At 41.1% G+C, this 15,116-nt stretch carries 15 protein-coding genes; 11 read left to right on the top strand and 4 right to left on the bottom strand.

What is annotated here, in order from left to right; translation table 11 throughout:
* Window positions 1-488: 488 nt before the first annotated feature.
* Window positions 489-1,400: an RluA family pseudouridine synthase gene (locus tag A6755_RS22140; RefSeq protein WP_244889708.1), complete on the bottom strand. Its 912-nt coding sequence runs from the start codon at window positions 1,398-1,400 to the stop codon at window positions 489-491.
* A 232-nt stretch (window positions 1,401-1,632) separates the two neighbouring features.
* On the opposite strand from A6755_RS22140, the gene A6755_RS22135 reads away from it, so the two are divergent.
* Window positions 1,633-2,040: a DUF5365 family protein gene (locus A6755_RS22135; protein ID WP_063591977.1), complete on the top strand. Its 408-nt coding sequence runs from the start codon at window positions 1,633-1,635 to the stop codon at window positions 2,038-2,040.
* A 67-nt stretch (window positions 2,041-2,107) separates the two neighbouring features.
* On the opposite strand, the gene A6755_RS22130 is transcribed toward A6755_RS22135, so the two are convergent.
* Together A6755_RS22130 and A6755_RS22125 are read right to left on the bottom strand one after the other, a co-directional pair.
* Window positions 2,108-2,578: a thioredoxin family protein gene (locus tag A6755_RS22130; RefSeq protein ID WP_063591976.1), complete on the bottom strand. Its 471-nt coding sequence runs from the start codon at window positions 2,576-2,578 to the stop codon at window positions 2,108-2,110.
* A 124-nt stretch (window positions 2,579-2,702) separates the two neighbouring features.
* Entirely contained in the window at window positions 2,703-3,002 is a 300-nt protein-coding gene (locus A6755_RS22125; protein WP_244889707.1) for a disulfide oxidoreductase, read from the bottom strand.
* Between the two features lie 190 nt (window positions 3,003-3,192).
* On the opposite strand from A6755_RS22125, the gene A6755_RS22120 reads away from it, so the two are divergent.
* The 3 genes from A6755_RS22120 (at window position 3,193) to A6755_RS22110 (ending at window position 7,318) form a co-directional block, all read left to right on the top strand.
* The gene (locus A6755_RS22120; RefSeq protein WP_063591975.1) at window positions 3,193-4,740 is read left to right on the top strand and encodes a carbon-nitrogen hydrolase family protein; all 1,548 of its coding nucleotides are present in this window, start codon (window positions 3,193-3,195) and stop codon (window positions 4,738-4,740) included.
* Between the two features lie 156 nt (window positions 4,741-4,896).
* On the top strand, window positions 4,897-6,627 hold the full coding sequence (locus A6755_RS22115) for a phospho-sugar mutase (RefSeq protein ID WP_063591974.1): 1,731 nt from the start codon (window positions 4,897-4,899) through the stop codon (window positions 6,625-6,627).
* Window positions 6,628-6,790: 163 nt separating this feature from the next.
* The gene (locus tag A6755_RS22110) at window positions 6,791-7,318 is read left to right on the top strand and encodes an NADPH-dependent FMN reductase (RefSeq protein WP_063591973.1); all 528 of its coding nucleotides are present in this window, start codon (window positions 6,791-6,793) and stop codon (window positions 7,316-7,318) included.
* A 130-nt stretch (window positions 7,319-7,448) separates the two neighbouring features.
* Here A6755_RS22110 and A6755_RS22105 read toward each other — a convergent pair whose 3' ends face one another.
* Window positions 7,449-7,691: a YhdB family protein gene (locus tag A6755_RS22105; protein WP_048689737.1), complete on the bottom strand. Its 243-nt coding sequence runs from the start codon at window positions 7,689-7,691 to the stop codon at window positions 7,449-7,451.
* Between the two features lie 132 nt (window positions 7,692-7,823).
* On the opposite strand from A6755_RS22105, the gene A6755_RS22100 reads away from it, so the two are divergent.
* The 7 genes from A6755_RS22100 to menC all read left to right on the top strand — a co-directional run bounded on the left by A6755_RS22100 (window position 7,824) and on the right by menC (window position 15,010).
* Window positions 7,824-8,792, top strand: coding sequence for a M14 family zinc carboxypeptidase (locus A6755_RS22100; protein WP_063591972.1), 969 nt, complete (start codon window positions 7,824-7,826; stop codon window positions 8,790-8,792).
* 49 nt (window positions 8,793-8,841) lie between these two features.
* On the top strand, window positions 8,842-9,162 hold the full coding sequence (locus A6755_RS22095; protein ID WP_053533939.1) for a DUF3889 domain-containing protein: 321 nt from the start codon (window positions 8,842-8,844) through the stop codon (window positions 9,160-9,162).
* A gap of 228 nt (window positions 9,163-9,390) precedes the next feature.
* Window positions 9,391-10,272: a radical SAM/SPASM domain-containing protein gene (locus tag A6755_RS22090; protein ID WP_034315057.1), complete on the top strand. Its 882-nt coding sequence runs from the start codon at window positions 9,391-9,393 to the stop codon at window positions 10,270-10,272.
* 776 nt (window positions 10,273-11,048) lie between these two features.
* Window positions 11,049-11,891, top strand: coding sequence for a MurR/RpiR family transcriptional regulator (locus A6755_RS22080; protein ID WP_063591970.1), 843 nt, complete (start codon window positions 11,049-11,051; stop codon window positions 11,889-11,891).
* Between the two features lie 60 nt (window positions 11,892-11,951).
* Complete coding sequence (locus A6755_RS22075; protein WP_063592660.1) at window positions 11,952-13,100, top strand: M20 peptidase aminoacylase family protein; 1,149 nt, start codon at window positions 11,952-11,954, stop codon at window positions 13,098-13,100.
* On the top strand, window positions 13,093-13,887 hold the full coding sequence (locus tag A6755_RS22070; protein WP_063591969.1) for a GNAT family N-acetyltransferase: 795 nt from the start codon (window positions 13,093-13,095) through the stop codon (window positions 13,885-13,887). Before A6755_RS22075 ends, A6755_RS22070 begins: the two co-directional genes overlap by 8 nt.
* Before the next feature lie 13 nt (window positions 13,888-13,900).
* A complete protein-coding gene (gene menC / locus A6755_RS22065) occupies window positions 13,901-15,010 on the top strand; it encodes an o-succinylbenzoate synthase (RefSeq protein WP_063591968.1) in 1,110 nt (369 codons plus the stop codon).
* Window positions 15,011-15,116 lie beyond the last annotated feature (106 nt).

Raw genomic sequence — 15,116 nt, 5'->3', positions numbered from 1 at the left:
TGGTGAAGAGTAGCCGGGAAGTTCCCACAGCCATGCTAAGGGGTTTTTCTTGTCTACAAAGGTTCTATAAGTATATCTAACTTTTGTTTTTGCCCTTTGGAAAGAGTACAAGTCAATGATTTACTCGCTGACGAGTTTTCCAAAAAGCCTTTCTATAGTAGTCATACCAGGGAGAATAATTTTTCTTGTGCTGTACGCAGAAGATACATTGAATTTCCATTGTGATAATTCCCTAAGGAGAAATTCTGATAACCTATACCAGACGGATTTCATTCATTAGTAATAAATAAACTTTAGCTTATCAGCCATTAAATTTTAAAGGTTGCTAATCTTTTTTACGTAAAATAAATAATAAAAAAATGCGAAAATAAAATTAAAATTGATATATAATCCGTCCGCTGGTGCACAAAAATATGAGGAACAATTTCGCTTTCATGAAGAAATTGAATGAACACCGTTCCGAAATGGAACGGTGTTTTCTGTTTGGATTATATGTGAACATCGAATATTTCAGGTCTATCAATGAAAGGAGCTTCAACGATCATTTTTTCTTCTGAAATGGGATGGATGAATTCGATTTTCCTTGCATGCAGGGCTTGACGTGGAAATGTCTTTTTTCCGCCATACAATGTATCTCCGGCCAAGGGATGATTCAAATGACTGAAATGCACCCTAATCTGGTGGGTTCGGCCGCTTTCCAGGGTGCAGCTGACGAGGGTCAAGTTTTTCTTGGAATCACGGTTAAGCACCCGATAATGGGTGACTGCCGTCTGGCCAGTAGGGGAAACCCTTCGTCTAGTGGCATGGTGGCGGTCACGTCCAATTTTTTCTTTGATTTCTCCTTCATCCTTTTTAATGTTTCCTTCGACTAAAGCTAGGTAAGTCCGCTTGATTTCCCTTTCTTCCAACATTCTATCCAGCATGGACCCAATGAGGCGGTTCTTGGCAAAAAGGACCGCACCGGTGGTATCTTTATCAAGCCTATGAATATGCTTGATCATACAGGTCTGGCTGGTTTTTTGAAGATGGTGCGCGACTCCATTGAGGAGGGAGTGTGCATCACCCGGTTGAGAAGGGTGGGTTTCCATTCCAGCCGGCTTATTGGCTATCAACAACACATCATCTTCATATAAGATGGTAATTCCTAAGTCTATGGCTTGAACTGTTTCATTTTCAGCGTGATCCAATAAGGGGATGCTGATCGTATCTCCTTCATTGAGGATAGTTGACCAGGTGACGTAGTTCCCGTTCATTGACACTTCTTTACTCATCCTCCATTCATGCACTAATTTTTTCGGGGCCTTCCAACGCTCCCTGAAAAGCTTTTCCAATGTTAATCCATTCCAACTTTGGAGTACATCAATTATTAAATGTTGGTTAGTTATTTTGAAATTTTCCAATTTAACTCCTACTTTCGACTCGTTTGGTTGTGCTTAAATGAAAAAAATCTATAATAATTATGGAAATGGTGTAAAAAAGTAACCTTGGGCCTATTGCTAAGATTTTCAGTGGTGGAAATTACCACATATTTTTTACAAAATTTATGTTATTCTAGGGGGAAAGAAATCCCTTGTCCTAGAATATACATATAATAGATAGGTCTAACGGATCTGAAAAAAGGTGGTTTTTTTAGTGAAGACGGTCTTTTCTTCAACGGAAGAACAAGAGCAAGAAATAGCGAGTCTCGTGTCTCGTTTCTACGAATCTGTATTTCCAAAGTACTTTACGGAAAGTGAAATCCTTCATTTTCGTGAGATTGGCGTTTTAGAGCCCAATCAAAGTTCTGTTACTTACTTGGCAACATTAAGAGACGCATTTCAAGTAATGACATGTCTTCAAGTCCTTATGTCGATATTAGAAAAACAAAAGAGGGTGATGGAACCTAAGTCTGAAGAATTGTTCCAACATAACATCACTCTATTGAATGAATGCGGAATATTCTTCCCCTTTTATTATGACCATTTTTCAAGTATAAACCTTGAAGCGAATAATGATATGCAGATGATGGACATCCAGGTGGCGAATCAATATTTAGTATAAGGCAAAAAAAATGAGCCGGCTATAACGGGAGAAGCATTTCCGTTAGGGCCGGCTCATTTTTTCATCCTTAATTAATATCGTGGTCCTCGAACCATTTCTCGAACGTTCCTTCATCTTTAAATCCGACGATTCGTTCTTGTTCTTCCCCATTTTTATAGTGGACGATGGTCGGGGTCTTTTTGATGCCATAGTCGCTCCATCCTTGTTCAAACTCCAAAAGATTGAATTGAACAAGATCAATACCCAATTTCTCTGCCAAAGGTGCCACGACTGGTGTGGTTTTTTGACTGATTGAGTTCGTAGGACTATAGAAATAAACGGTCACGTCTTTACTATCTTGGAGGTCCTGCTCCAACTCTACAGGAAGAATCAAATTTTGATAATTGGGGTCATCCAGCTGATCGACGGTAGCGGGTTTAAGCTTATCCTTGCCGTATGGATTTCCTTTTGATTTTTCTTCTTTTTTCATGTTTGTAAAAACGCTCAGCAGGACAAAAAGGGCGACGATTATCACTAAAAATATAGCCATTTTCTTCATTAAGCTGCAACCTCCTTGGATCTTGTCCATACGATGTAAAAATAATGACGAATGCAGTCAAGGCTAGAACGTGATGGTGATGAAACCAATACGTTTATATATTGTCCTGTACCTGGAACCCTTCTCATGCAAGGGGGTGGTCGGGAAAGAATGAATCCTTTTGTATCAAGTAATGGTACGTGGAAATGAATGCACCGATAGCGGACGATATCATGGTATAAAAACTGATCCAATAATCTTTTCGAATGATTGCAATTCCTGATATGATCGTAAAAGGATACATGATGATCCGCTGATACCAACAGAGTGCACAAGGTTCGTATTGCTTAATTTCAGAAAAATATAAGCTTCCAAACATCGCAATGATGGAAGCAGCCCAGGCTGCAAATAATAAGTTTTCCACACTGCGTTTTGTATTGTTCATGGTTCCTCTTCCCCATCTCTTTTTACTCTCATGAAAAGTATAGTATGTAAGGACCGCGTCTGTAAAATATATATTCTTTTAACGGACATTCAGAATGTTATTATTTGAAATCAATGGGTAGGTTCGGTTGTTTTAATTTTTGAATAAGGGGTATAATTCTTATGGAAGAGATTAAAGGAGTCTGAGGAAAATGCCTAATTTGGACCTGCATAAATATGAAAAAATAATGGAAATACGTAATATGAGGCTAGGAGACATAGATGAAATAATTGCTTTGCAGTCGAGTTGCTTTCCGGGAATGGTTCCCTGGAAGCGAGATCAGCTTGAGAGCCATCTGGCAATTTTTCCAGAAGGGCAGTTTGTGGCTGAATATGATGGAAAAGTGATTGGCTCATGTTCCAGCCTCATTATTAATTTTGACGAATATGATGACCGCCATACATGGGATGATGTAACCGATAATGGGTACATCACGAATCATAATCCGGACGGTTATAATTTATATGGAATCGAGGTCATGGTCCATCCTGAGTTCCGCAGGATGAAAATTGGTCAAAGACTATATGATTCAAGGAAAGAACTTGTTGCCCAATTGAATTTAAAAAGCATCATTATCGGGGGCAGGATCCCCAATTACCATAAACATGCGGAGGAACTGTTACCAAGGGAGTATGTGAAGGAAGTTCAATTGCACAAAATATATGATCCGGTTCTTTCGTTCCAGCTTTTAAATGGGTTCACGCTTATGAGGATCAATCCGAATTATTTGCCGGACGATCTGCAATCCAATAAGTATGCTACGCTCATGGAGTGGAATAACGTTGATTATCAGCCGAAAACAAAACGTTATTATAAAACATCGGAACCGGTACGGATTTGCGTCGTGCAATACATGCTGCGTAAAATCGATTCATTCGATGACTTCGCTAACCAAGTCGAGTATTTCACCGACGTTGCTTCGGATGCCAATGCGGATTTCGCCGTGTTCCCGGAATTGTTCACAACCCAGCTGATGTCTTTCTTGAATGAAAGATCACCAAGCTTGGCTGTCAGGAAACTGTCGGATTTCACGGAGCAGTACATTGAATTGTTTACCACTTTAGCTGTAAGGTATAACGTCAATATCATCGGCGGTTCCCATTTCGTTAAAGAAGATGATGATAATATCTATAATATCGCTTATTTATTCCGTCGCGATGGGACGATTGAAAAGCAATATAAAATTCATATTACCCCGAATGAAAGAAAATGGTGGGGTATTAACGCAGGAGACCGCGTTCGTGTCTTTGATACGGATTGTGGTAAGATCGCCATACAAATTTGTTATGATATTGAGTTCCCGGAACTCGCCCGGATTGCTACCGACATGGGAGCCAAAATCATATTCACTCCCTTTTGTACTGAAGACAGGCAAGGCTACCTGCGAGTTCGCTATTGTGCCCAGGCCCGTGCCGTGGAAAACCAAATTTATACCGTCATTTCCGGAACGGTTGGAAATCTCCCGCAAACGGAAAATATGGATATCCAATATGCCCAATCGGGAATCTTCTCTCCTTCGGATTTCGAATTTGCACGTGACGGCATAGTCGGGGAAACCAGCCCGAACCTTGAGATGGTCCTGATTGGCGATGTCGACTTGGAGATCTTAAGGCGGGAGCGTCAGTCCGGTACTGTAAAGCAATTGAAAGATCGCCGTCATGATATTTACCATCTGCATTACAAAGATGGCGGGAAATAAATAGGAAGAAAACAGCTCGTGATGTGAAGAACACTGGATTAGGTTCTTTTCATTACGAGCCTTTACTTCATTTATTGGAATAAATATGATAATTTTGTATATGTAAGGCAGATACATAATAATTACAAATAAGGCGTTTGGGAGGAGATGTTGGAGATGGATTGGAAATCTTTATACACTACTTGGGCAGGGTACCAGAATTTAAATGGGGAATTACGTGTCCTCCTTGAGGAAATGCAGCAGGATGAAGCACAACTCGAAGATGCCTTTTATAAAAATTTAGAGTTTGGAACAGGCGGAATGCGTGGGGAAATCGGAGCGGGAACGAACCGGATGAATCTTTATACTGTAAGGAAGGCAACGGTTGGGTTGGCTCAATATATCTCTTCGTTTGGAGAAGAAGCAAAAGGAAGAGGGGCTGTGATCGCTTATGATTCGAGACATAAGTCCCCGGAATTTGCACTCGAAGCGGCTAAGACCTTGGCTACATTTGGGGTGAAGGCTTATTTATTCGATGAATTGCGTCCAACTCCAGAATTGTCATTTGCGGTTCGCGAGCTGAATGCTTTTGCTGGAATCGTCATCACGGCGAGCCACAATCCGCCTGAATATAATGGTTACAAGGTTTATGGGTCAGATGGGGCACAATTGCCGCCGGAAGCAGCGGATCAGGTGATCGGCTATGTGAATGCCATTGAAAGTGAGCTTGAAATTCAGGTTGAAGAAGCTGAAGTCCTTAAAGGGCAAGGCCTCATCGAAATGATTGGGGAGGAATTGGACGCTGCCTATAATCGTGAGCTGCTGACGGTTCCCGAGAATCCGCAGCTTGCCGAGGAAATAGATGTGTCAATCGTCTTTACGCCGCTTCATGGAACGGCAAATAAATCCGTCAGGCGGGCACTGCAAAGCTTAGGGTATCAAAATTTGCATATCGTTAAGGAACAGGAATTGCCGGATCCGGATTTTTCGACAGTTCAGTCTCCGAATCCAGAGGAACCAGCTGCATTTGAAATGGCCATCGAGCTTGGAAACAAGGTGGAGGCGGACTTATTGATAGCAACGGACCCAGATGCCGATCGGCTTGGAATTGCCGTTAAAAACGAGATGGGTCAATATGTTGTCCTGACTGGAAATCAAACAGGTGCACTTTTCCTGGACTATTTACTGTCCCAGAAAAAAGAGAAAGGAAATATTCCCCAAAATGGAGTCATCTTAAAAACCATCGTCACTTCGGAAATCGGGCGGACGATTGCCGAGTCATATGGCTTGAAGACGGTTGATGTACTTACCGGGTTTAAGTTCATCGCCGAGAAAATAAATCAGTATCATGAAAGCGGGGAAAGTAGCTTCTTGTTCGGATATGAAGAAAGCTACGGTTATCTGATTAAAGACTTTGCACGTGATAAGGATGCCATTCAAGCTGCAGTGCTTGCTGTCGAGGTCTGTGCCCATTATAAAAAGCAGGGATTGACACTATATGAAGGATTGCTGAATGTGTTTGAAAAGTACGGCTTTTACTTGGAAGGATTGCGTTCATTGACTTTAAAGGGCATTGAGGGAGCAAAACAGATTCAAGGAATATTGAATCAATTCCGTCAAAATCCTCCTTCCCGAATAGCTGGCATTCCGGTAGTCATTGAAGAAGATTACCAAAGCAGCAAGAAGCGTACATTACTTTCAAATGATGAAGAATTGATCGAGCTTCCGAAATCAAATGTATTGAAGTATTTCCTTGAGGATGGTACATGGGTTTGCCTGCGTCCTTCAGGCACCGAACCGAAAATTAAATTCTATTTCGGTGTCCAAGGTAAATCAATGCAAGAAGCTGAGTCCAAGTTATCGGGAGTCATGGAAGATTTCATGAGCAAGATTGAAGCATTGGTTTAAATGTATGAAAGCTAAACGAAAGACTTCTTCGGTCTTTCGTTTTTTTTTATGAATTTTAGTTGAATGAAAAATCAAAATTCTAGGAAATTCCGTTTCGGTTTTGGTATACTGTATTGGCGACTGATCTCGGAAAACAACGGGAATAATGGAGGTTTTTTAATTCATGAAATTAGTAATCATTAATGGTTCACCACGTAAACAAGGGCGTACGGGGATTGCCTCACGCTACATATCCAAGAAATACGGAGCGGAACTTATTGATTTAAGCAATAGCGAAATCCCTTTATATTCAGGTGAAGGGGAGCAATATCAATTGGAAGTGATTCAAAGTCTCCGGAAAAGCATCGAGGAAGCTGATGGCGTAATTCTGACCACTCCGGAATATCATGGTTCCATGAGCGGAGCCTTGAAAAATGCCTTGGATTTTTTAAGCAGTGAACAATTCACGCATAAACCTGTCGCTCTATTGGCTGTTTCCGGCGGAGGAAAAGGCGGGATCAATGCCTTGAATTCAATGAGGACAGTGGGTCGAAGCCTTTATGCAAATGTGATCGCAAAACAATTGGTTCTGGATCCGCATTGCTTCGATTACGAAAATGATGGTTTATTTGAAGAGTCTGCGGTACTTGTTGAAGGTATGATCGAAGAGCTTAAAATGTATGCAACTGCATATGCTACAATGAAAAAATGATGAAATGAGGGTCAGGTATTCAATACCTGACCCTCCCTTGTTTTTATAGGGTTTCACCAGCCAAAGTTATATCCCCGATAATTAATCCTCTTGTATAAATTTTCCCGATTTGCAAAAACTATAGTTGATTTTAGCTTGGAAGTTCACTTAAATAATCACTTGTTTTTTCTGCCGCATGATCCAGATAACGAAGCAGTGCATACAGCTGGGATTGAACGATTTGATAATCATGCTCAAACCTGTAAGCATGCAAAAAATGTTCTATTTTTTTCGAAAGAAAGTGATCTTTCGTTCGGACCATCAATACTAACAAGCTGTCCCAATCAGAACGGTGTGTGTGAAACAATGCCTGATCATAATCCGCAATCCTCATGTTCTTTTCCCCCTTAATAAGGAGCTATTTGTATTTTGTTCAGATCTGACAGAACATTTCCTTACAATAAGTGGCGATGTATTTGGACCGCGGTTGTTGCTTTTTACCTGAATAAAAATAAAAGGTGAGTACATGAGAAAAATAATGGTAATTGGAATATTGGTCCTTCTTTTTTTCCCTGAACCATCGCTGGCGGCAGAAGTGTATTCCCCTGAACAGATGGAGATGGATTTGCAAGGAATCCAAAAGCAGTATGAATTGGACGTTCAAATAATCGGACAAACTGAAAAGGGGAAAAATATAAAGGCAGTCAAGTTAGGGAAAGGAAAAAAAACGATTTTACTGGTGGGGTCACATCATGGACGGGAATGGCTCAGTACCATACTTTTAATGCACATGCTTGAAGAGTATGCAGCCGCCTATCAAGCGGGCAAACCTGTTGGAGAATTTCCGTCGGAATCATTGGATCAAGTGAGCATCTGGTTCATCCCGATGCTGAACCCAGATGGCGTGAGCATCCAGCAAGGAGATTTATCCAATTTAAATGTTCTTGAAAAGGCTGCAGTATGGAAAATGAACCGATATAGCAGGAATTGGTCCCGGTGGAAAGCCAACGCTAAAGGCATTGATTTGAATAGGCAGTATCCGGCTGGATGGAAAGAAGTCATGAGTCATGAAACAAAACCGACGTATCAATTTTATAAAGGCGGACAACCACTGGAAGCAGCCGAAGTAAAAGCGCTTACGGATTTCACGAAGGAGATCGATCCCCTTATTGCTGTTTCCTACCATACCTCAGGAAGGGAAATCTTTTGGCATTACAAAAATAAACGGAAAAATATGGCAAGAGATTATGGGATTGCCAAAAAGACTGCCGAAATGACGGGGTATGAACTGACCTTTCCGGAAAAAGAAGCGGTAGGAAGCGGATTTACTGATTGGTTCATAACTGAATTCAGCCGCCCAGGAATGACGATCGAACTTAGTTATTTAGTGGATGAAACCAATCCGCCGTTGACTGTGTTTCCTGAGGAATGGAAGAGGAATCGATTAGTTGGCATCATGCTTGTAAAAGAAGCGAAGCAGCTGCATACCAACTGAACATTTTTACATAATAATACTAAGCGGAAAGTATGAGGAGGAAAAGATTTTGAAAAAAGTCATCGTGATGCTAATGGGGATTTTTTTGATCATACAAGCAGGATCCATTTCAGCACAGGCCCAAAAACCCGATTACGAAAAATACGGAAAGATTGCGATTACGGTAGTGCAGGCAGATTATCCTGAAGTTGAGATTACCGACTACGAATATAAGGGCAGAAAAACTGTAGCGAAAAATCTCGTCGAAGACGATTTCAGATTTTTGGTCGAGGATAAAGGTCAGGAGTTCAATGTCATCGTAACCGTACAACATGATTTGAAAAATGAAAAATTACTTAGTTTGAAGGTCACGGAGCAAAAAGGAAAGTGAGATCAGGACAAACCGAAATTCCAGGTAGGCATCTTACCGAACATCTTCAACTCGAGAAGATGTTTTTTTCTGATTTCTTTTAAAAGTTGTCCGGAAAAGGGGATATCGGAATCGTTGTTATTCCAATACGGTTAGCTGCCATGAAGTTTTCATTGCATTTATGGGCAGCTAACCAGTATAGTTAGTATCAGATTGAAACAATAAGCTTGATTGTAGGGGTATTAGAAAATGAGAAAGTTTAAGAAAGTTTATGTGGAAATTACGAATATATGTAATTTGAAGTGTAATTTTTGCCCAAGTTCCAGCTTGCAAAGGACCCTTAAATTCATGGATCCCGAAGGGTTTACGGATGTTATCAAGAAAATCAAACCACACACCGATCATATTTATTTTCATCTGATGGGTGAACCGTTTTTAAATAAAAATTTGGGAACATTCCTGGATATCAGTGCTGAAAATGACCTGAAGGTTAATATTACAACGAATGGTACTTTGATTCAAAAGGTCAAAGACAAGCTGCTCTCCAAAAAAGCCCTCCGGCAGGTGAATATTTCACTTCATAGCTTTGAGGCAAACGATACGACCAATAGTCTTGACTCTTATGTCAGTAATATTGCCGATTTTATAAATGAAGCAAATGAAAAAAGTGAAGTGATTTGTGCCATTCGTTTATGGAATATGGATACGGCTGAATTAAAAGCGAGTAATGGCCTGAACGATGATATTCTGAGCATGCTGGAGGAGAAGCTTTCATTGGACATTCGCTTAAGTGAAGCTCTTCAGCAAAAGAATAATATTAAGTTAAGGGACCGGGTTTATATAAACATGGCCGAAAAATTCGAGTGGCCGGAATTGGACCGTGACATTATCGATGAAAATATTTTCTGCTATGCTCTTAGAGATCAGTTAGGTATCTTGGTGGATGGTACAGTCGTACCTTGTTGTTTGGATAGTGAAGGGAAAATACCGCTTGGAAATATATTCGAAACATCACTTGAAGACATTTTAAATGGTGAACGGGCTAAAAATATGTATGATGGTTTCTCAAGAAGATGTGCAGTTGAAGAATTATGTAAACGATGTGGCTACGCAAAGCGTCATAAAAAATAAATGAAGGAAAATTACGGAGTTCACCTTCGTGGTTTCAGGCTGTAGACAAACTCGATGGAAAATCAGTTTGCCTGCAGTTTTTTTATTGGAAAAGTTCAGGTGATTGAAGAATTCCGCTCCCTTTCCGCCGATTGTCTGCCAAGCCGCATCAAAGCAAGCGTCTGTGGGGTCTCGGCTAGCCGGTAAATTCGGCAGGAGCGTCTCAAATTTCTTCAATCCAACGAGATTAGGCAGTAAAAAACATGAAAGATAATCAAGTTTATTTTTATCTTGGTTCAGGGGAAACAATCCGAAACTCCTTTTGTCGAAAAATTGATGGAACCCCCAGACTGTAGACGAATTGGAGAAGAGCCAGTTTTCCTACAATATTTCTTTTGAAAAAAGTTACAGTTGATTGGAACGGAAGGTACGAGACTCCTGCGGGAAAAGCGTGTCGAGGGACACCACACAGTCGCAAGGACCGCCCGCGGAAAGCGAGTGCCTGGAGTGGAAATCATTACACATACCCTCTTTCAGAAATCCGCTCGCTTTTCGCCGACTGAAAAACCATCCCCGTACTCCGAACCCCATCTTATTTCGCCAAACTGAATCCATGGAGTCCATCTCTGTTTTTTGTGCTTGAAGGACATTGTCACCATCTCATTGTGAAAATTCAGAATATTATTGTTTTATTAAAAGGACCGTGATAAAATACTCACTATTATTAATGAAGTTAATACTTCATATTGTCATATAAAAAGTATTGGATTCATATCTTGCATCAGAGGGGATGTTTTATGGATTTACAGCAAAAAGTTAAAGAAGTATTCCCTGGTTTATCTACTGGTCAAAAAAAGGTAGCAAAATACTTGTTGGTGCATTCACATACATTTGCAGTCACTTCAGCTCAAAAGCTTGGAAAAGAGATTGGTGTGAGTGAAACGACCATCATCCGCTTTTGCTATTCATTGGGGCTAAGCGGATATGCAGAGCTTCAAAACCTTATTCGAAATCAGTTGATATATGAGAGCAGCAGTTTGAATGAATATCATTCTTCAAAACTTGAAGCCGCGAGTCAGCCAAACTTCATGGCTCAAGTGATGGGGCAGGATATCATCAGCATCGAAAAGACCATGAAAAATTTATCAAATGAAGATTTCACCAAAACAGTCGATAAATTGACGGCAGCTGACAATGTTTTGATTTCCGGACACCGTTTATCATTTTCGGCAGCACATTGGTTAACCTTTACGCTAAGGCTTGTTAGGGAAGAGGTCCATTTATATCGGCCTGATACTGATGATATATTTTTACTGTTGGATAAAATGACTGAAAATTCCGTTTTTGTCGCCATTTCATTTCACCGCTATGTTAAAGAGACTGTGAAAATAACGGAAATGGCCAAAAAAGCGGGTGCATTTGTAATTGGGATTACGGATTCCGAACTGGCTCCGATTGCGGAATACACTGACATTTTATTGCCCATTTCAACACCAAGGACTTCTACGATCGATACGGCGCCAGTGTTATTTTCATTATTGAATAGTTTAGTAGCTGGTGTATCGATAAAGGATGAACATGGATTCAAAGAAAGAAAAGCTATATATGATGCGTTCAATCAAGACGATTATTTCTTTTGAGATAAAACATCCATCGGTTGGTGAACATGCCGATTAAATAAGGGGGAGACAGAAATGGATATCACACAAACTATAGAAAAATTAAGGCCGCGTATACTCGATATTTTTGACCATTTACACGCAAATCCAGAAACGAGTTGGAATGAGGTGAATACGACAGCTTTCATTTCAAATATTTTAACGGGCAATCAGTGTACGGTGAAAACATTCGAGGACTGTACAGGCGTGGTTGGCGAAATCGGGGATGGGGATTTCACGGTGGGATTACGATCGGATATCGATGCACTTTGGCAGGAGGTGCAAGGGACGTTTCAAGCCAATCATTCCTGTGGACACGATGGTCATATGACCTTGGCACTTGGAGTATTCCTTGTATTGAAGGAAATGGGCTTTCGCCCAAGAGGCAAGCTTAAATTCATTTTCCAACCTGCTGAAGAGAAAGGTACGGGCGCCTTGAAGATGATTGAAGAAAAAGTATTGGATAATGTCGATTTCCTTTATGGAGTGCACCTAAGACCGGTTGAGGAAGTGAAAGATGGGCAAGCGGCGCCAGCCATTGTCCATGGAGCCGCTCAGTTCATTAAAGGTGAAATAGCGGGAACTGATGCGCATGGAGCCAGACCGCATCAAGGGCAGAATGCCATCGAGATAGGAGCGGCATTCATCACTTTGTTAAATGGAATCCATCTCAATCCGTCCATCCCTTATTCCGTAAAAATGACGCAGTTTTTTGCTGGCGGCGAAAGTTCCAATATCATCCCGGGGAGAGCCACTTTTTCATTGGATTTACGGGCACAGGATAATGCAGTGATGAAAGAGCTCACCAAAAAGGTGGAAAAGGTTGCAGAATCTTTGGCCATTGTCCATGGAGTCGAAGTGAAACTCGAACCGGGAACCTGTGTTGCTGCAGCAACCGTGAACGATCAAGCCCAGGAAATAATGTCTGAAGCGATAGCCGATACACTTGGAGAGGAAAATTTGGTAGCGCCAGTCATTACAACAGGAGGGGAGGATTTTCATTTTTATACGTTGAAAAGACCTGAACTCAAAGCGACGATGCTTGGATTGGGCTGTGATTTGGCACCAGGGCTCCATCATCCGAACATGACATTCAACAAAGAAGCTTTGTTATCGGGAATTGAAATCCTGGCCAAAGCCATCATACTCACTTTCGAGAAATATGGAGGGGAGGGCCACTTACATGACTGAAGAATTCATCATAAAATCCCTATCCGGACTAGAGGATCTACAAGAAGTGCAGCGGCTGGAAGCCCTTGTATGGGGCATGGATTGCGTTCCCATCCATCAGACGATTACAGCTGTCAAAAACGGCGGGCTTGTATTAGGCGGCTATATCAATGGCCAGTTAGTCGGGTTTCAATACAGTTTCCCGGGATTCAAGGACGGAAGGGGATATCTTTGTTCACATATGTTAGCCATCCATCCGGCCCATCAAAAGAAGGGCTACGGCAGATTACTTAAACTTGCACAAAAAGAGGAAGCACTTAAAAAGGGCTACGACTTGATCAAATGGACATATGATCCATTGGAAAGTGTGAATGCAAACTTGAATATCGGTAAGCTAAAAGCTGTTTGCTCTACATACATGGAAGATTGTTATGGAAATATGAAGGATACCCTCAATGAAGGACTTTCCACTGATCGATTCATGGTGGAATGGAATATACGGCAGGAAGCAAAGGAAGCGACTCCGCTTCCTGATAAAGCCATACACATCGTAACGACAGGAATGAATGACCAAGGCTTTCCTTACATCAAGGATTATCATTTCGAAACCAATGCCGAGGTGATCGCCATCCCCATTCCGACGGATATTCAACAAATCAAAAAATCTGATCTTCGCCTTGCGATTGATTGGCGGTTAAAAACCGGTGAATTATTCAAAGCTCTTTTTGCCAAAGGATATGTTGCAGCCGGGATTGAACGGGAACAAGGTGAAAACATTCAAAACTATTTATTAAAAAAACAAGAATAAGAGGGGAATCGGGATGAAAATAACGGAAGTGCGTTTACGTCATTTAAATATGGATTTGGTAGCTCCCTTTACAACAAGCTTTGGAACGTTTGTGGATAAGGAGTTCATTCTTGTGGAAGTGAAAAATGGAGAGGGACTTTCAGGCTGGGCTGAATCTGTGGCATTTTCAGCACCTTGGTATAACGAAGAAACGATAAAAACCAATTGGACCATGCTGGAGGATTTCCTGATTCCGCTTGTATTGGATAAAGAAATAGAGCATCCTCGTGATGTATCGGATATGTTCTCGCATATCCGTAAAAATAATATGGCAAAATCGGCAATCGAGGGAGCCATTTGGGATTTATACGCAAAAGAAAAGAATATCCCTTTAAGTATGGCTTTAGGCGGAGAGCTGGAAAAAATCGAAGTTGGGATCAGTATCGGCATCCAAAAAACGGTACCTGAATTACTGGCAAAGATAGAAGCTGGATTGAAGGATGGGTATAAAAGAATCAAAATGAAAATTCAACCAGGTTGGGATGTAGACGTAATCAGGGAGGTGCGCAATCGATATCACGATATCCCGATCATGGCAGATGCAAACTCCGCTTACCGGCTGAAAGACATTGAATTACTCAAACAACTTGATCAATTTGATTTAATGATGATCGAGCAGCCTTTGTCATCGGATGATATTGTCGATCATGCCACATTACAAGCGGAAATCAAAACACCGATTTGCTTGGATGAAAGTATACATTCCGTCGAAGATGCGAGAAAAGCCCTTGAATTGGGAAGCTGTAAAATCATTAATATTAAAATTGGCAGGGTTGGCGGTTTAACGGAAGCTATGAAAATACATGAATTATGTAAAGAAAGGAATGTACCGGTTTGGTGCGGAGGCATGTTGGAATCTGGTGTGGGGCGTGCCCATAATATCGCATTGACAACACTTGATAACTTCACGATGCCTGGTGATACGGCAGCATCCGCGAATTATTGGCATAAAGACATCATCCAACCAGAGGTTACAGTGAATGATGGGGGCATAACCGTTCCAAAAGCGGCAGGCATTGGCTATGAAGTCGATTATACAGCGGTCGATGAATTCACTTCCTATAGTAAAAGATATACAAATTAATAAGAGTTGGAATTAAAGGACCTCCCGGCTTCATGGGCAATTGCCCGTTAACTTGAAGCTGGGAGGATAACGATGAAAGGAAAGATATTCTTATAACTGAAATTTT

The organism is Peribacillus frigoritolerans, from assembly GCF_001636405.1.
Lineage (GTDB): Bacteria > Bacillota > Bacilli > Bacillales > DSM-1321 > Peribacillus > Peribacillus frigoritolerans.
Note: the sequence above shows the minus strand (reverse complement) of the source record. Positions and strands in the feature narration are given on the sequence as shown.